The sequence below is a fragment of the Nocardioides jiangxiensis genome (genome assembly GCF_030580915.1).
Lineage (GTDB): Bacteria > Actinomycetota > Actinomycetes > Propionibacteriales > Nocardioidaceae > Nocardioides > Nocardioides jiangxiensis.
The window spans coordinates 2051013-2067127 of record NZ_JAUQTA010000001.1; the positions used below are offsets into that span (position 1 = coordinate 2051013).

Here is a 16115-nt window from a genome sequence, read left to right on the forward strand (position 1 = left end):
GCAATGCCCGCTCCCAAGAAGGGTGCCCGCCTCGGCGGCTCGCCCGCGCACCAGCGCCTGATCCTCTCGAACCTGGCCACGGCCCTGTTCGAGCACGGCCGGATCACCACCACCGAGGCCAAGGCGCGCACCCTGCGCCCCCACGCCGAGAAGCTGATCACCAAGGCCAAGAAGGGCGACCTGCACAACCGCCGCGAGGTCCTCAAGACCATCCGCGACAAGTCCGTCGTGCACGTCCTCTTCACCGAGATCGCCCCGCTCATGGCGGAGCGCCCCGGTGGCTACACCCGCATCACCAAGATCGGTCCGCGCAAGGGCGACAACGCCCCCATGGCGATCATCGAGCTGGTGACCGAGCAGTTCACGCCGCAGGCGCCGAAGGCCGCTCCGGCTGCCCCGGCCGCCGAGGAGGCCCCCGCTGCCGAGGTCGTCGAGGAGGCCGCTGAGGCCCCCGCCGCCGACGAGGCCGCCGAGGTCGAGACCGTCGTCGAGCTGCCGGCCGGTGCCGCGCTCCCGCTCGAGGACGGCTCCGCTCCGGAGGGTTACACCATCAAGGGCAACCGCGACTCCATGAAGTTCCACCAGGAGGGTGGTCAGTGGTACGACGCGACCATCGCCGAGGTGTGGTTCGACACCGCCGAGAACGCTGAGGCCGCCGGCTTCACCGAGGCTGGCAAGTGAGCCAGCCGTAAGGCACCAGGTGGGCCCGTCATCCGTGAGGATGGCGGGCCTTCCTGCTTCTCCGGACCAGGTCGGCCGGGTGACGAGGCTGTCGACCCGGAAGGGTCAGTGCCCCGCGTCGGGGACGAGCCGGACGGCCCGGGCGAGCCAGGCGGTCGGGGTGCGGACCAGGTCGAGGTCGAGGCGGAGCAGCCGGTGCACGTCGCGCCGGCCGGGCACGCGCAGCACCGTGGTGACGACGGCGACCACGCGTGCGTGCCCGCCCCGGAGGGACGACAGGCCCGCCGAGACGACCTCGCCTTCCTGGACGGCTCGAGCGGCCACCGTCCGCTGTACCAGCTCGGGAGCTGCCTGCTGGTAGTCGTGGTGGAAGGCCCCCGAGGTCAGCGACAACAGGCGGGCGATGTCGGCGCGGGGATGCGCGCTGTCCAGATCGGCGTACGCGTCGGCTACCGCCGTCGCCGCAGCCAGGACCGTGGCCGGCACGGGTCGCTGCTCGAGAACCTGCCGCTTCGGCGGGGTGAGCCCGAGCCCGGCCAGCAGCCAGCCCGCGCGGCCGTGGCGGAGCGTCGCCACGGCGTATCCGCCCGAGGTCTGGGTGCCTGCGTTGCTGGTGACACTCCGGTCGACGAGCAGGAGGACCTGGGCCGCCCGGCTCGTCGCCCCCGTCACGCCGGCGTCGACGACCCGGGCCGTGGCACGCGCGTGCCGCACGTCGCTGCGGGGGCGCAGCCGAGCGGCGACGTGGCCCCACGACGCTGCGAAGGCCGGCGTCATCAGCGCCTCGGCGGCCCTGGTGTCCGCCGCGTAGGTGGTGTGGTCGTAGGTCAGCGCGGCCTCGACCGCCCGCGAGGCACGGGCGATCAGCTGACCCTCGACGGAGGTGCCGGTGGCCTGGCTCCCGGCTGCGGGGTACGCCGTCGGGCGCCGGCCCAGGGCGCTGTCGCTGGCGGGTCCGCACGCTCCGGTGGCGAGCAGGGCAGCCGCCACGACAAGGGCCCCGAGACGAGTCACGCAGGCAGTATGCCGCGTGTGCCGCGTGCGAGGCGTGAGCGCTCACCGAGATCGGCGCGCTGGCCCGCGTCCCAGCCGTGGCGGCCGCCGCTGCCGGAGAGGCTCCGTGGCCGTGCCGTGCGCAGACGCGGGTAGGCGTCGTGCATCGCTGCCTCGACGAGCTCGGTGCGGCTGGCCAGGACGAGCGCCGCCGAGCTGCCCGCCGCGGCGAACCGTGGTGCCGCCTCCGTGGCGGCACGGCGCTCCGCGTCCGACAGGCGCTGCCCGATGGCAGCGGAGAAGCCGGCCAGCCACGAGCGCCGGAACGCCGCAGCGTGCTGGTCGCGGGGGACCGGTGTGCGGGTCAGGTCGCGCGTCGCCTGGAGCAGCAGGGAGGTGAAGAGCACCTCGACGCGGTCGAGGTCGCTGGCGTGGCCGAAGAGGTGGAGGGTGATCTCCGTGCCCTCGGCACGCCGCTCGATCCGACGCACGGCGCGGCACCGCAGCTCGTGGGCGATCACCGACAGCAGATCGCCCTTGTCGGCGGCGTACGGCGCATCGAGCGGCACCACGCGGTCGCCGAGCGGATCTGCGCCCGGGTCCGTCTGGGCCAGCAGTGCCTGGTCGATCCCGTACGCCGCCACCAGCGCTGCCGCCTTCGCGGTGTAGGACTCCGCCTCCTCGGGCGTCGTCGCGGGGTCGGCCGCCTTCGCCAGGAGCTTGCGCACCTTGGCCAGCATCGGGTCGACGTCGGTCTTCGTGGTCATCGGGCCCATCCTTCCTGCCGGGCCCCCGTGACCCGGCGTTCCCACGCTGGCACCGGCCACTGACAGCACACCCCGGTCCGGGTCGCTCCCTCCACAGGCCGGATGGGAGGATGCGCGCGTGCGGATTCGGATGGACCTCGCCTACGACGGGGGCGGCTTCAAGGGCTGGGCGCGCCAGCCTGCCCTGCGCACCGTGCAGGGAGAGCTCGAGGCCGCGCTCGCGACCGCGCTGCGCCTGCCCGAGGTCCAGGTCGTCTGTGCCGGCCGCACCGACACCGGCGTCCACGCGCGCGGCCAGGTGGTCCACCTCGACGTCGATGCCGATGTCGTCGAGGCGACGGCCGGGCGGGCTGCGGCCACCCCGATCGCCTCGCTGCACCGGCGGCTCAACGGCATCCTGCCCGCTGATGTCCGGATCCACGACGTCACCGAGGCGCCGGAGGGTTTCGACGCGCGCTTCTCGGCCGTCTGGCGCCGCTACGCCTACCGCGTCGCCGACCTGCCCCAGGTGCAGGACCCGCTGACCCGCAACCACGTCCTGCACTGGCGCGCCCCGCTCGACCTCGACACCATGAACGAGGCGAGCCGCATGCTGATCGGCCTGAAGGACTTCGCGGCGTTCTGCAAGAAGCGCGAGGGGGCGACGACGATCCGTACGCTGCTCGACTTCCACTGGTACCGCGACGCCGAGGAGCGGGCGGTCGCCACCGTCCGCGCCGACGCCTTCTGCCACTCGATGGTGCGGGCGCTCGTCGGCTGCATGCTGGCCGTCGGCGATGGGCGGAAGTCCCCGCAGTGGGCACACGACGTACTGGTGAACGCGAAGCGCGACGCGGCGGTGGCCGTCGTCGCTGCGCACGGACTGACCCTCGAGGAGGTCGGCTACCCGCCGGCCGCCCAGCTGGCGCTGCAGGCCGAGAAGGCCCGTGCGCGCCGCGACCCCGACGCCCTCGTGAAGGACAACTGCCATGAGTGAGCAGGACGAGCACTACTTCACCGCGGACCCGTCGGTGCCGTTCGAGCGACAGCGGGTCGCGTTCGAGGCATGGGACCAGGACCTGGTCATGGAGAGCGGCAGCGGGGTCTTCGCCAAGGGCCGGCTCGACATCGGCACGTCGGTGCTCTTCAAGGAGACCGAGCCGCCGGTGCAGGGCCGCTTCCTCGACCTCGGGTGCGGCTACGGCGCGATCGGCCTCACCATCGCCAGGCAGGTGCCGCTCGCCTCGGTGATCGGCGTCGACGTCAACGAGCGGGCGGTGAGGCTGATGAACGACAACGCGCGGGCGCTCGGCGTCGACAGCCGGGTCGTCGCGTGCACGCCCGAACAGGTGCCCACCGACTACACGTTCGACGAGATCTGGTCGAACCCGCCGATCCGGATCGGCAAGGAGGCGCTGCACGCGCTCCTGCTGACCTGGCTCCCGCGCCTGCTCCCCGGCGGCCGCGCCGTCATGGTCGTCGGCAAGAACCTCGGCGGCGACTCGCTGCAGCGCTGGCTCACCGAGCAGGGCTACCCGACGACGCGCATCGGCTCGGCCAAGGGCTTCCGCGTCCTGGAGTCGATCCGGCCCGCCTGACTCCTCTCAGGTTCGGCTGCTTGGATGGCGCCCATGTCCTCGCTTCACCGCCTGTCCTCCCTCGTCCTCGGCACCGTCGTCCTCGCCTCCCTGACGGCGTGCGGGGGAGGGGAGACGAAGGCCGGCGACCAGCCGGCCCGTGCCACGCCCCTGTCGGGCCGTCAGCAGACCGCCGACCACGAGGCGAGCTTCGTGCTGCCCACCGGCTGGGTGAAGAGCCAGTGGGACCTCGACGGACCGGTGAAGTTCGCCGCTGTCGACGCCCTGGACGACACCCGCCAGATCTTCGTCAGCGAGGCGAAGGACCGCCGTGACGCCGAGGCCGCCGCGCTGTACGCCGCCGAGGTGCTGGGCAAACAGGGCGCGACGTGTCGCCGCGACCGCGAGGACACGACATTCGGCGGGACCTACCGGATCGTCGACTGCGCCTGGCGGAAGCCCACGCCGTACCACAAGCTGATGGTGGCGCTGGGCGACGAGCACCGCGGGGCGATGGTCCTCGTCGCCGGCGCCGCGAAGAAGCGCAGCGACCTGGCCGACCTGGTCACGCCCCTGCTGAAGTCCTGGGAGTGGACGGACTGAGCCAGCCCCACGGCGGCCTCATCGCCGAGACGGGCTCGTGCAAAACGCGAGACGGGGCTTGTGCACGGAAATCCGTGCACAAGCCCCGTCTCGGCGTGGCAGGAGGCCCGTCCCAGTGCGGCACGGGCCCCGTCCCGGCATCAGGCCTGGGCCCAGCGCTCCTCGCGCGGGACGAAGGTCAGGGTCCGGTCGCCGGTGTAGATCTGCTTCGGGCGCGCGATCTTCTGCTCCTTGTCCTGGATCAGCTCGTTCCACTGGGCCAGCCAGCCCGGAGCGCGACCGATCGCGAACAGGACCGTGAACATCTCCGGCGGGAACTGCAGCGCCTCGTAGATGAGGCCGGAGTAGAAGTCCACGTTGGGGTAGAGCTTGCGCTTGACGAAGTACTCGTCCTCGAGGGCGATCCGCTCGAGCTCCTGGGCGACCTGGAGGAGCGGGTTGACACCCGTGACCTCGAAGACGTCGTCGCAGGCCTTCTTGATGATCTTCGCGCGCGGGTCGAAGTTCTTGTAGACGCGGTGACCGAAGCCCATCAGGCGCTCGTTGCCCGCCTTCACGCCCTCGATGAACGCCGGGATGTTGTCGACCGTGCCGATGCGCTTGAGCATCTTCAGGACGGCCTCGTTGGCGCCGCCGTGGAGCGGGCCGTAGAGGGCGCCGACACCGGCAGCCACCGCGGAGTACGGGTCGACCTGGGAGGAGCCGACCGATCGGACCGCGTTGGTCGAGCAGTTCTGCTCGTGGTCGGCGTGCAGGATCAGCAGGACGTCGAGCGCGCGGACCAGGCGCGGGTCGGCGGAGAACTTCAGCTCGCTCATCTTGAAGAGCATGGCCAGGAAGTTCTCGGTGTAGGAGAGCTCGTTGTCCGGGTAGACGTACGGCTTGCCCTGCGCGTGGCGGAACGCCCAGGCGCCCAGCGTCGGCATCTTCGCGATCATGCGGACGATCTGCATGTGGCGGTTGTCGGCGTCGTGGATGTTGCGCGCGTCCGGGTAGAACGTCGACAGGGCGCCGACGGAGGCCATCAGCATGCCCATCGGGTGCGCGTCGTAGCGGAAGCCCTGCATGAAGCCCTTGACGTTCTCGTGCACGAACGTGTGGTACGTGATCTCGTGCACCCAGGCGTCGTACTGCTCCTTGGTGGGGAGCTCGCCGTAGACGACGAGGTACGCGACCTCGAGGAACGTCGACTGCTCGGCGAGCTGCTCGATCGGGTAGCCGCGGTACTCGAGGATGCCCTTGTCGCCGTCGATGTACGTGATGGAGCTCTTGCAGGAGGCCGTGTTGGTGAAGCCCGGGTCATAGGTGCACAGGCCCGGGTCCTCGTCGGAGGCCTTGATCTTGCCGAGGTCTGCGGCCTTGATCGCTCCGTCAACGATGGGCACCTCGTATTCGGTGCCCGTGCGGTTGTCCCTGATGGTCAGTGAATCAGTCACGACGCCCAATCTAGGTGCACAGGTCGAAGCGGAACCAGATCCTGTCCGGACCACGGGAACGCTCACCGCCTCACGGACGCCAGCCGGGCCCGCCGTGCGACGCCCTCGGACGTCATTTTGACCGTGCGACACGCCGGCTCGTATCCTTGCAAGTCGCGCCTCCTGCCGCGTTCGGGCTCCGTCACGGAGTCGGATGCAGATCCGGATGCTCCACCAGCTGGTGAAGATGCCGGGCAGTGTTCGTCAGAAGGCGCCGCACCACCCCCGGCGTACATCCCCGTGCGCCGGGACCAACGAACGAGAAAGCTGTGACTGCCGTGCGCACCTACAGCCCCAAGCCCGCTGACATCCAGCGTGAATGGCTCATCATCGACGCCGAGGATGTCGTCCTCGGTCGTCTCGCCGTGACCGCCGCGAACCTCATCCGCGGCAAGCACAAGCCCACCTTCGCCCCGCACGTCGCGGGTGGTGACTTCGTCGTCATCATCAACGCCGAGAAGGTCGCGCTCTCCGGCAACAAGAAGACCACCAAGATGTCCTACCGCCACTCGGGTTACCCGGGCGGTCTGACGGCCACCCCGATCGGCGAGGGCCTCGAGAAGGACGCTCGCAAGGTCATCGAGAAGGCTGTCTGGGGCATGCTCCCCAAGAACCGCCTCGGTCGCCAGATGCTGAAGCAGCTCAAGGTCTACTCGGGCCCGACGCACCCGCACGCGGCCCAGCAGGCCAAGCCGTTCGAGATCACCCAGATCTCCCAGTGACTTCAGAGGACCAGGACATGACTGAGAACATCGCTGAGGTCGAGGAGACCTTCGAGACCGACGCCGACGGCGTCGCCTACACCTCCGAGTCGGCCCCCGCCGCCGACGCGCCGCTCAAGCCGGCCACCATCGCTCCGGCCGGTGCCACCGGTCGCCGCAAGGAGGCCGTCGCCCGCGTCCGCATCGTCCCGGGCACCGGCGTCTGGACGATCAACGGTCGTGAGCTCAACGACTACTTCCCGAACGCCCTTCACCGCCAGATCGCGAACGAGCCGTTCGTGGAGCTGGGCCTCGAGGGTCGCTTCGACGTCATCGCCCGCATCCACGGTGGTGGCATCGCCGGCCAGGCCGGCGCGCTGCGCCTCGGTGTGGCCCGCTCGCTCAACGCCGTCGACGTCGAGGCCAACCGCCCGGCGCTGAAGAAGGCCGGTCTGCTCACCCGCGACGCCCGCGTCGTCGAGCGCAAGAAGGCCGGTCTCAAGAAGGCCCGCAAGGCGTCGCAGTTCAGCAAGCGCTGATCTGGCAGCCTGCCTTCATGGCAAACCTGTTTGGCACGGACGGGGTCCGGGGCCTGGCAAACGGTGTCCTCACCGCAGAGCTGGCCCTGGACCTCTCCGTCGCTGCAGCACATGTCCTGGCCGACCACGGCGAGTTCAGTGGGCACCGCCCGCTGGCAGTGGTCGGCCGGGACACGCGCATTTCGGGACAGTTCCTCGAGGCCGCGGTCGTCGCGGGCCTCGCGTCGGCCGGTGTCGACGTGCTGCTCCTGGGCGTCGTGCCCACCCCCGGTGTCGCGTACCTGACCGGACACCTCGGCGCCGACTTCGGCGTCATGCTCTCGGCGTCGCACAACGCCATGCCGGACAACGGCATCAAGTTCCTGGCCCGCGGTGGCGTCAAGCTCGACGACGCGATCGAGGAGGCCATCGAGGAGCGCCTCCACGAGGAGTGGGAGCGCCCGACCGGCGCGGCCGTCGGTCGCGTCTCGACGTACGCCGAGGCGATCGACGACTACGTCGACCACCTGCTCCGCACGACGACGCGGCCGCTCGCCGGCCTGCGCGTCGTGCTCGACTGTGCCGAGGGGGCCGCCTCCGAGGCAGGCCCGCGTGCGCTGGAGGCCGCCGGCGCGCAGGTCACCGCGATCCACGCACAGCCCGACGGCCTCAACATCAACGACGGGTGCGGCTCCACGCACCTGGAGAACCTCCGCGCGGCCGTCGTCAAGGACGGGGCCCACGTGGGCTTCGCGCTCGACGGTGACGCGGACCGCTGCCTCGCGGTCGACGCGGAGGGCAACGTCGTCGACGGCGACCAGATCCTCTGCATCCTCGCGGCCTCGCTCAAGGAGCAGGGCCGGCTCGCCGCCGACACGGTCGTCGCCACGGTGATGAGCAACCTCGGCTTCAACCGCGCCATGGCCGCGGCCGGCATCACGGTGGTCTCCACCAAGGTCGGCGACCGCTACGTCCTCGAGGCGATGAACGCCGACGGCTACTCGCTCGGCGGGGAGCAGTCCGGCCACGTGATCATGAGCGAGCACGCGACGACCGGTGACGGCATCCTCACCGCCCTCCAGCTGCTGGAGCGCATGGCGATGACCGGCTCGTCGATGGCGGAGCTCGCCGGCGCGATGACCCGGCTCCCGCAGGTCCTGGTCAACGTCAAGGGCGTCGACAAGGACCGCTCGGCGACCGACGAGGTCCTCCTCGCCGCGGTCGCCGACGCGGAGGACAGCCTCGGCGACGACGGACGCGTGCTGCTGCGCGCATCCGGCACGGAGCCGCTCGTCCGCGTCATGGTCGAGGCGACCTCGCAGGTCGAGGCGCAGGCGGTCGCGGACAAGCTCGCGGACGTCGTCCGCGAGCGCCTCGGCTGAGGCGAAAACTCGGTCGCGCGACGGACCGGCCGAGGCCTACCGTCGAGGACGTGAACGACCTCCGCATCATCCGGCTCGACCCCTCCGCGGCCTCCTTCGACGCTGACGTCGCCCGCTGGCACGAGGTCCACGTGGCGTCGTCCCTGCCGGAGCGCCCGGACTCCTCGCCCTGGCGCATCGCCGAGGTCCGCGACTACGTCGGTACGCCGGTGCCGTTCCGCTGGTGCGTCGGCTGGCTGGCGCTGTGCGGGGATGACGCCGTCGGTGCCGCGCTGCTCGAGGCACCGCTCGTGACGAACCTCGAGGTCGCCAACGTGTTCGTCGACGTCCTCCCGTCGGCGCGCCGCGGCGGCGTGGGGACCGCACTGCTGGACGTGGTCGAGGGGGAGGCCCGGCGCCGCGGCCGGACGATCGCGATGGCCGAGGTCTCGTTCGGCCTGGAGCTGCCCGAGGACGGGGCGGGGTCGCCCGACGTGCACTTCGCGCGCACCCGCGGCTACGACGTCGCGCTCGGCGACGTGCAGCGCCGGCTGGAGCTGCCCGTGGACCCGGTCCTGCTCGACCGGCTCGCGGCCGAGGCCGCGCCGCACCACGCGGCGTACCGGATCGAGGTGGTGCGCGGAGCCCTGCCCGACACCCTGGCCCCCGGCTACGCCGCGCTCGCCTCGACGCTCGCGGTCGAGGCTCCGGCGGGTGACCTGCTCCTCGAGGCCGAGGACCCGTCGACGCAGGGGTGGCGCGACCGGGAAGCGGCCTACGCCCGTCAGGGGCTGACCCTGTGGCACGCCCTCGCGCTGAGCCCGGCAGGCGAGGTGGTGGCGCACTCGACCATCGCGGTCTCGGCGCACGACCCCTCGCTGTGCCACCAATGGGGCACGCTGGTCCGGGCTGACCACCGCGGCCACCGGCTCGGCCTGGCGGTGAAGGTCGCCCTCCACCGCGCTCTCCAGGCGGACGGCGCCCCCGCTCCCCAGGTCGCCACGTGGAACGCGACCGTCAACGACCACATGGTCGCCATCAACGACCGGCTCGGTTTCCACAAGGTCGGCCGGAGCGTGGAGCTGCAGAAGCGCCTGTGAGGTGAAGATGGATGGGTGACCCTCCGACGTAGCGCCCTCGTGACAGCCGTGGTCGCCGTCGTGGTGACCGGCGTGCTGGTCTTCGTGGCCGCGGACGCCGGGCGGCACGGCGAGGGGACGGCTGCCCGTGTGCAGCCCACGGCACCTGCCGCCGGGTCGCCGGAGGCCCATCCGTCCGTGGGCACGCGCGTGCCGCCGCGCTGGGTCAGGGTGCGGGTCGGGGACGCCTCCTATGCCGTGCCGCGGACGTGGCAGCGCCGGCCGGCCGCCGAGCGCACCGCCTACCGGGAGGGTGGCGCCGTGATCGCCGCCGGTCGTGGCCAGGCCCTGTCGTGGGGCAACGACTGCCGCACGGACTTCGCCCCGGTGCCGGGCGGGTGGGCCGTGCTCCCGGACCCGGTCGCCGCCACCGACGCAGCCGGCGTCGCAGCGGCGACGGCGGTGGCATGGGCACGCGGCTACGCCGGACTGCCCGCCACGAAGACCCTCGCCGCGTCCCCTGCGCGGGAGGTGCGGCTCGCCGGGGGAGGACGCGGCCTGGTCGCGCAGGTGACCGTGGACACCACCGACTCGGCGAACCCGTGTGCAGGTCAGCGAGCAGAGCTGACCGCGGTGGCGCGACAGGCGGGCGGTCGGGTGGTCACGCTCGTCGTGGCACGCTATCTCGACGTGCGCGGGGCGCCGGGCGACGCGGTCTACGCGGCCGTGCTGGGATCGCTCCGCGTCGGCTGAGTCAGATCTTGCGCAGGCGCACGTAGCGGACCGAGTGGTCGGCGTCCTTGCGCAGCACGAGCTTGGCGCGCGACCGGGTCGGCAGGACGTTCTCCATGAGGTTGGGACCGTTGATCTCGTCCCAGATCCGTTCCGCCTCGGCGAGCGCCTCGGCCTCGTTGAACTTCGAGTAGCGGCGGAAGTACGACCCCGGCTTGCGGAACGACGTCTCGCGCAGCTTGAGGAACCGCTCGGCGTACCAGCGCTTGATGTCGGTGGTGGCCGCGTCGACGTAGACGGTGAAGTCGAAGTAGTCGGCGACCGCGAGGCCGACCTTGCCGTCCTCGCGCGTGCGGGCGGGCTGGAGCACGTTGAGCCCCTCGACGATGACGATGTCGGGGGACTGCACGACGACCTTCTCGTCCGGCAGGACGTCGTAGACGAGGTGCGAGTAGGTGGGCGCCTCGACGGCCTCGCGGCCGGACTTGATGTCGATGACGAACTTCAACAGCGCCTTGCGGTCGTAGGACTCCGGGAAGCCCTTGCGGTGCAGGATGCCGCGACGCTCGAGCTCGGCGTTGGGCAGCAGGAAGCCGTCGGTCGTGACCAGGGCGACCTGCGGGTGCTCGGGCCAGTGGGCGAGCATCTGCTGCAGCACGCGTGCCGTCGTGGACTTGCCGACGGCCACGGAGCCGGCCAGACCGATGACGAATGGGGTGCGCGGGGGCTGGGGGTGGTTGAGGAACTCCTCCTGCTTGCGGTGCAGGCGGCCGGCCGACTCGACGTACATCGAGAGCAGGCGGGAGAGCGGGAGGTAGACCTGCTGGATCTCCTCGAGGTCGAGCTCCTCCCCGAGGCCGCGGAGGGCCTGGATCTCCTCGCGGGTCAGCGGAGACCGCATGTCCGCGGCGAGGGCTGCCCACGCGGCCCGGTCGAGCTCGACGTACGGCGACGCCTCGCGCTCGGGGCGCTGCTGCTCGGGAAGGGGCGCAGACATGCGAGCGATTGTTGCAGCATGTGGCTGCCGGCCGGTCGCCAGTCCCTCACCGTAGACTTCGGGGCATGTGCGGAATCGTGGGGTACGTCGGCAGCAAGCAGGCGCAGGGCGTTGTCATCGAGGGCCTGCGCCGCCTCGAGTACCGCGGTTACGACTCCGCCGGCGTCGCGCTCGTGCACGACGGGGCCATCGCCAGCGACAAGAAGTCGGGCAAGCTCGCGAACCTCGAGAAGGCGATCGCCGAGCACCCGTTGCCGCCGTCCACGACCGGCATCGGCCACACCCGCTGGGCGACCCACGGCGCCCCGACCGACCGCAACGCCCACCCGCACCTGGGCCAGGCGCAGCGCCTCGCGCTGGTGCACAACGGCATCATCGAGAACTTCGCGGAGATCCGTGCCCAGCTGGAGGCCGAGGGCCACGAGCTGCTGTCGGAGACCGACACGGAGGTCGCTGCCCACCTGATCGAGCGGGAGCTCGACAAGGGGGTCGACCTGACCGCCGCGATGCAGGCGGCGTGCCGTCAGATGGAGGGCGCCTTCACCCTCGTCGCCATCGACGCGCAGGACCCTGACCGCGTCGTCGCGGCCCGTCTGAACAGCCCCCTGGTGGTCGGCCTCGGCGAGGGCGAGAACTTCCTCGGCTCCGACGTCGCCGCCTTCATCGAGCACACGCGCGACGCGCTCGAGCTCGGCCAGGCCCAGGTGGTCACCCTGACCCGCGACGGCGTCTCGGTGACGTCGTTCGACGGCCAGCCCGCCGAGGGCACGCCGTTCCACGTCGACTGGGACCTCTCCGCAGCGGAGAAGGACGGCCACGACTGGTTCATGCGCAAGGAGATCTTCGAGCAGCCGAGCGCGGTCGCCAACTCGCTCCTCGGCCGTCGCAACGCCTCCGGCCGCCTGCAGCTCGACGAGGTGCGGCTCTCCGACGAGGAGCTGCGCGACATCGACAAGGTGATCGTCATCGCCTGCGGCACGTCGTTCTACGCGGGCATGGTCGCCAAGTACGCCATCGAGCACTGGTGCCGGATCCCGGTCGAGGTCGAGCTCGCCAGCGAGTTCCGCTACCGCGACCCGATCCTCACCCGCGAGACGCTGGTCGTCGCGATCTCCCAGTCCGGCGAGACCGCCGACACCCTGCAGGCGATCCGTCACGCCCGCACGCAGCGGTCCAAGGTCCTCGCGATCTGCAACAGCAACGGCTCGACGATCCCGCGCGAGTCCGACGCGGTGATCTACACGCACGCCGGCCCCGAGATCGGCGTCGCGTCGACCAAGGGGTTCCTGACCCAGCTCGTCGCCTGCTACCTGCTCGGTCTCTACCTCGCCCAGGTGAAGGGCACGCGCTACAACGACGAGATCGCGCTCGTCATGGACCAGCTCGAGCAGATGCCGGCCCACATCGAGACGGTGCTCGGCCAGTCCGAGCGCGTCTACGAGCTGGCCCGTGAGTTCGTCGGCACGCCCTCGGTGCTGTTCCTCGGCCGCCACGCCGGCTACCCCGTCGCGCTCGAGGGGGCGCTCAAGCTCAAGGAGCTGGCCTACATCCACGCGGAGGGCTTCGCGGCCGGCGAGCTCAAGCACGGCCCGATCGCGCTGGTCGACGACGGCCTGCCGATCTGGTGCGTCGTGCCGCCGCGGGGTCGCGACCAGCTCCACGAGAAGATGATCTCGGGCATCCAGGAGGTCCGTGCCCGTGGCGCTCGCACCATCTGCCTGGCCGAGGAGGGCGACACCGCCATCGAGCCCTACGCCGACGAGCTGATCCGCCTGCCCAAGGTCCCGGTCCTGCTCCAGCCGCTGGTCTCCGCGGTGCCGCTCCAGCTCTTCGCCTGCGAGCTGGCCACGCTGATGGGCCACGACGTCGACATGCCGCGCAACCTGGCGAAGTCCGTCACCGTCGAGTGATCCGCTGCTGACGTGATCGTCGGGATCGGGGTCGACGTCGTCGACATCGCGCGCTTCGGTGCCGCGCTCGAGCGGACGCCGTCGCTGCGGTCCCGGCTCTTCACCGAGGCCGAGGCAGTGCTGCCGCTGGAGTCGCTGGCGGCTCGCTTCGCGGCCAAGGAGGCGATGGCCAAGGCGCTGGGCGCGCCGGCGGGGCTCTCCTGGCACGACTGCGAGGTCGTGCGGGTCGACGGTCGCCGTCCGGCGTTCGCGCTGCGGGGCACGGTCGCCGACGCGGCGGCCGCCCTGGGAGCGACGTCCTGGCACCTCTCGCTGGCGCACGACGGTGGCCTCGCGACGGCGTACGTGGTCCTCGAAGGGTGACGGTCGGGTCCCGACCTCGCCCGTGGTCGGCGACGAGCGAGGAGCAGGTCACCGGAGGCGACCGGGCCGTCGCGGGGTGAGGCGGGCCACGCCGGGTCCGTGACCGGCGTCATGGCGCTAACTTTTGCAAGCGCCTTCAATGGACGAGTCCTCCCACCGGAGGGCCGTCCCTGTCGCGCCGAGGCCCGCGCTCGACGGAGATGACCAAGCACGAAGAAGGAGCGCGGGCACGGGAGACCCACGCAGTACGCCGGACACGTCCGGCTCGGGGCGAAGGACGCGCAGCGTCCAGGACACCAGCAGTCCTAGCCCGACAGGTCATCTCTCGCAGGCGTCGCTGCCGGAGTCACCCCCATGGTCACCATGTCGCCGCGCGCCTCTGCGCGCCTGCTCGCCGCCCCGCTCGTCCTGACCGTGCTCGTCACGGGCCAGGCTGCCGGAGCCGCCCACGCCAGCCCCGCTCCCACGACGGCGGTCGCCCCCGCGGCGTTCACGCGCGTGGACGAGCAGCAGGTTCTCGACACCCTCGCCCGCGAGCGCACGATCGAGGCGGAGAAGCGCGCCGAGAAGCGCGCCGAGCGCCTCGCCCGCGAGGCCGCTGCGATCGGCCAGCGGATCGTCGCCGCTGCCGCCGCGCAGGCCGGCAAGCCGTACGTCTACGGTGCCACCGGCCCGAGCGCCTTCGACTGCTCCGGTCTCACCGGCTGGGCCTACGCCGCGGTCGGCATCCACCTGCCGCGCACCTCGGGCGCCCAGGCCGCCGTCATGACGCGCGTGTCCGACCCGATGCCGGGCGACCTCGTCTACATGCCCGGTCACATCGGCATCTACGCCGGCAACGGCCAGATGTGGCACGCCCCGCACACCGGTGACGTCGTCCGCCTCTCGACGATCTGGACCGACGACGTGGTCTACGGCCGGGTCCGCTGACCCGCTGCGGGCGTGCCCTAGGTTGGGGCCATGCGGCACGCCCACACCGTCGCGCAGGTGCGCGCAGCAGAGCAGGCCAGCCCTGACCTCGGGCCGGGCCTGCTCATGCAGCGCGCCGCGCGCGGTCTGGCCCAGGCCGTCATCGACCTGCTCGGCGGGGCCTACGGACGCCGCGTCGTCCTCCTCGTCGGCTCCGGCGACAACGGCGGCGACGCCCTGTACGCCGGGGCGGTGCTCGCCAGGCGGGGTGCCCTCGTCGACGCCTGGCTCCTCGGAGCGCGGGTGCACGAAGCCGCGCTGACCACCTTCCGTGGCGCCGGCGGGCGCGTGGGGACGCCCGGACCCGCCACCCGGGGCGCCGCACACGACCTCGTGGTCGACGGCATCGTCGGCATCGGCGGCCGTCCCGGGCTGGCCCCTGAGGCGATCGCCGCACTCGAGGCGGTGAGCCGCGACGCACTCGTCGTCGCCGTCGACGTGCCCAGCGGACTGGACGCCGACACCGGGCGGATCACGGCACCGCACGTCGAGGCGGACGTGACCGTCACCTTCGGATCGCACAAGGTGGCGCACCTGGTCGACCCCGCCGCCGCTGCGTGCGGTGTGGTCCACCTCGTCGGGATCGGCCTCGACCTGCCTCCGGCACCCGTCGAGGCCCTCCAGGCCGCCGATGTCGCGGCGCTGCTGCCGGTGCCCGACCGGCACGCCCACAAGTACACGCGCGGGGTCGTCGGCGTGCGCGCCGGCTCGTCCGCGTACCCCGGGGCGGGGCAGCTGTGTGTCGCGGGAGCCGCGAGCGGCCTGGCCGGCATGGTGCGCTACCGGCCCGTCGACGACGACCGGGAGACCGCCCGCAGCGTGCTCGCCGCGCACCCCGAGGTGGTCACCGGTGAGGGCCGCGTGCAGGCGTGGGTCGTGGGCTCCGGTGGCGGAGCGGAGGCGGCACGCGCGCTCGGTGAGGCGCTGAACGCCCGCGTCCCGGTCGTGATCGACGCCGACGCACTCGCCGCCGTCGAGCGTCCCCTGCCCGTCCCGGCTGTGCTCACGCCGCATGCCGGCGAGCTGGCCGCGATGCTCGGCATCTCCCGCGAGGAGGTGGAGGACGACCAGCTCGCTGCGGCACGACGAGCCGCCGACCGCTTCGACGCCGTCGTCGTGCTCAAGGGCCGGCGCACCCTCGTCGCCGAGCCCGTCGGGCGCGTCCGCGTCAACACGACCGGAACGCCATGGCTGGCCACGGCCGGAGCGGGCGACGTGCTGGCCGGGCTCACCGGCTCCCTCGTCGCCGCCGGGCTCTCTCCCTTCGACGCCGCATCCGCCGCGTGCTGGCTGCACGGAGCAGCCGCGAGCCTCGCGTCGGCCGGCGCCCCGATCACCGCGAGGGCGGTCGCTGCCGCACTGCCCGAGGCGGTCCGCCGTGTCCTCGATGCCCGCTGACCGGGCCGTCCT

Annotated in this window: 17 protein-coding genes; 13 read left to right on the top strand and 4 right to left on the bottom strand. The window is 72.0% G+C overall.

Annotation, left to right across the window (positions count from 1 at the left end):
• The first annotated feature begins 3 nt into the window (after positions 1-3).
• Positions 4-681, top strand: a complete 678-nt coding sequence (gene rplQ / locus Q5722_RS10035) for a 50S ribosomal protein L17, sunset domain variant (protein WP_439652487.1) — start codon at positions 4-6, stop codon at positions 679-681.
• A gap of 105 nt (positions 682-786) precedes the next feature.
• Here rplQ and Q5722_RS10040 read toward each other — a convergent pair whose 3' ends face one another.
• Positions 787-1695: an Rv1363c family protein gene (locus tag Q5722_RS10040; protein WP_305028065.1), complete on the bottom strand. Its 909-nt coding sequence runs from the start codon at positions 1693-1695 to the stop codon at positions 787-789.
• A complete protein-coding gene (locus Q5722_RS10045) occupies positions 1692-2441 on the bottom strand; it encodes a DUF2786 domain-containing protein (RefSeq protein ID WP_305028066.1) in 750 nt (249 codons plus the stop codon). Before Q5722_RS10045 ends, Q5722_RS10040 begins: the two co-directional genes overlap by 4 nt.
• A 118-nt stretch (positions 2442-2559) precedes the next feature.
• On the opposite strand from Q5722_RS10045, the gene truA reads away from it, so the two are divergent.
• Genes truA through Q5722_RS10060 form a run of 3 tightly spaced genes read left to right on the top strand, consistent with a single transcriptional unit; the run spans position 2560 to position 4600 of the window.
• Complete coding sequence (gene truA, locus Q5722_RS10050; RefSeq protein ID WP_305028067.1) at positions 2560-3417, top strand: tRNA pseudouridine(38-40) synthase TruA; 858 nt, start codon at positions 2560-2562, stop codon at positions 3415-3417.
• A complete protein-coding gene (locus Q5722_RS10055) occupies positions 3410-4018 on the top strand; it encodes a class I SAM-dependent methyltransferase (RefSeq protein WP_305028068.1) in 609 nt (202 codons plus the stop codon). The genes truA and Q5722_RS10055 overlap by 8 nt, the downstream gene beginning before the upstream one ends.
• Positions 4019-4051: 33 nt before the next feature.
• Complete coding sequence (locus Q5722_RS10060) at positions 4052-4600, top strand: hypothetical protein (protein WP_305028069.1); 549 nt, start codon at positions 4052-4054, stop codon at positions 4598-4600.
• A 140-nt stretch (positions 4601-4740) separates the two neighbouring features.
• Here the strand turns inward: Q5722_RS10060 and Q5722_RS10065 are convergent, their stop codons facing one another.
• A complete protein-coding gene (locus tag Q5722_RS10065; protein WP_305028070.1) occupies positions 4741-6036 on the bottom strand; it encodes a citrate synthase in 1296 nt (431 codons plus the stop codon).
• A 317-nt stretch (positions 6037-6353) separates the two neighbouring features.
• Here Q5722_RS10065 and rplM point away from each other — a divergent pair, with 317 nt between their 5' ends.
• The 5 genes from rplM to Q5722_RS10090 are packed head-to-tail and all read left to right on the top strand — an operon-like array spanning position 6354 to position 10487.
• Positions 6354-6797, top strand: coding sequence for a 50S ribosomal protein L13 (gene rplM / locus Q5722_RS10070; RefSeq protein WP_305028360.1), 444 nt, complete (start codon positions 6354-6356; stop codon positions 6795-6797).
• A gap of 17 nt (positions 6798-6814) precedes the next feature.
• Positions 6815-7315 carry a 30S ribosomal protein S9 gene (gene rpsI / locus Q5722_RS10075; RefSeq protein WP_305028071.1) on the top strand — a complete coding sequence of 167 codons (501 nt, stop codon included), beginning with the start codon at positions 6815-6817 and terminating at the stop codon, positions 7313-7315.
• Between the two features lie 17 nt (positions 7316-7332).
• Entirely contained in the window at positions 7333-8676 is a 1344-nt protein-coding gene (gene glmM, locus Q5722_RS10080; protein ID WP_305028072.1) for a phosphoglucosamine mutase, read from the top strand.
• A 50-nt stretch (positions 8677-8726) separates the two neighbouring features.
• Positions 8727-9755 (top strand): GNAT family N-acetyltransferase, encoded by a 1029-nt coding sequence (locus Q5722_RS10085; protein WP_305028073.1) that lies wholly within the window; start codon positions 8727-8729, stop codon positions 9753-9755.
• A 15-nt stretch (positions 9756-9770) separates the two neighbouring features.
• A complete protein-coding gene (locus Q5722_RS10090) occupies positions 9771-10487 on the top strand; it encodes a DUF8017 domain-containing protein (RefSeq protein ID WP_305028074.1) in 717 nt (238 codons plus the stop codon).
• Between the two features lies 1 nt (position 10488).
• Here Q5722_RS10090 and coaA read toward each other — a convergent pair whose 3' ends face one another.
• A complete protein-coding gene (coaA, locus tag Q5722_RS10095) occupies positions 10489-11463 on the bottom strand; it encodes a type I pantothenate kinase (protein ID WP_305028075.1) in 975 nt (324 codons plus the stop codon).
• A 65-nt stretch (positions 11464-11528) separates the two neighbouring features.
• On the opposite strand from coaA, the gene glmS reads away from it, so the two are divergent.
• The 4 genes from glmS to Q5722_RS10115 all read left to right on the top strand — a co-directional run bounded on the left by glmS (position 11529) and on the right by Q5722_RS10115 (position 16103).
• Positions 11529-13373: a glutamine--fructose-6-phosphate transaminase (isomerizing) gene (gene glmS / locus Q5722_RS10100; RefSeq protein WP_305028076.1), complete on the top strand. Its 1845-nt coding sequence runs from the start codon at positions 11529-11531 to the stop codon at positions 13371-13373.
• Between the two features lie 12 nt (positions 13374-13385).
• Positions 13386-13736 (top strand): holo-ACP synthase, encoded by a 351-nt coding sequence (locus tag Q5722_RS10105; RefSeq protein WP_305028077.1) that lies wholly within the window; start codon positions 13386-13388, stop codon positions 13734-13736.
• Positions 13737-14090: 354 nt separating this feature from the next.
• Positions 14091-14666, top strand: a complete 576-nt coding sequence (locus Q5722_RS10110; protein WP_305028078.1) for a C40 family peptidase — start codon at positions 14091-14093, stop codon at positions 14664-14666.
• A 30-nt stretch (positions 14667-14696) separates the two neighbouring features.
• Positions 14697-16103, top strand: coding sequence for an NAD(P)H-hydrate dehydratase (locus Q5722_RS10115; RefSeq protein WP_305028079.1), 1407 nt, complete (start codon positions 14697-14699; stop codon positions 16101-16103).
• The last annotated feature ends 12 nt before the right edge of the window (positions 16104-16115 follow it).

What these genes read in the sequence shown, in the direction of transcription:
- rplQ (WP_439652487.1), top strand. Translation starts at nt 4, where the DNA reads ATGCCCGCTCCCAAGAAGGGTGCCCGCCTCGGCGGCTCGCCCGCGCAC.
- Q5722_RS10045 (WP_305028066.1), bottom strand. Translation starts at nt 2,441, where the DNA reads ATGACCACGAAGACCGACGTCGACCCGATGCTGGCCAAGGTGCGCAAG.
- Q5722_RS10055 (WP_305028068.1), top strand. Translation starts at nt 3,410, where the DNA reads ATGAGTGAGCAGGACGAGCACTACTTCACCGCGGACCCGTCGGTGCCG.
- Q5722_RS10060 (WP_305028069.1), top strand. Translation starts at nt 4,052, where the DNA reads ATGTCCTCGCTTCACCGCCTGTCCTCCCTCGTCCTCGGCACCGTCGTC.
- rpsI (WP_305028071.1), top strand. Translation starts at nt 6,815, where the DNA reads ATGACTGAGAACATCGCTGAGGTCGAGGAGACCTTCGAGACCGACGCC.
- glmM (WP_305028072.1), top strand. Translation starts at nt 7,333, where the DNA reads ATGGCAAACCTGTTTGGCACGGACGGGGTCCGGGGCCTGGCAAACGGT.
- coaA (WP_305028075.1), bottom strand. Translation starts at nt 11,463, where the DNA reads ATGTCTGCGCCCCTTCCCGAGCAGCAGCGCCCCGAGCGCGAGGCGTCG.
- glmS (WP_305028076.1), top strand. Translation starts at nt 11,529, where the DNA reads ATGTGCGGAATCGTGGGGTACGTCGGCAGCAAGCAGGCGCAGGGCGTT.
- Q5722_RS10110 (WP_305028078.1), top strand. Translation starts at nt 14,091, where the DNA reads ATGGTCACCATGTCGCCGCGCGCCTCTGCGCGCCTGCTCGCCGCCCCG.
- Q5722_RS10115 (WP_305028079.1), top strand. Translation starts at nt 14,697, where the DNA reads ATGCGGCACGCCCACACCGTCGCGCAGGTGCGCGCAGCAGAGCAGGCC.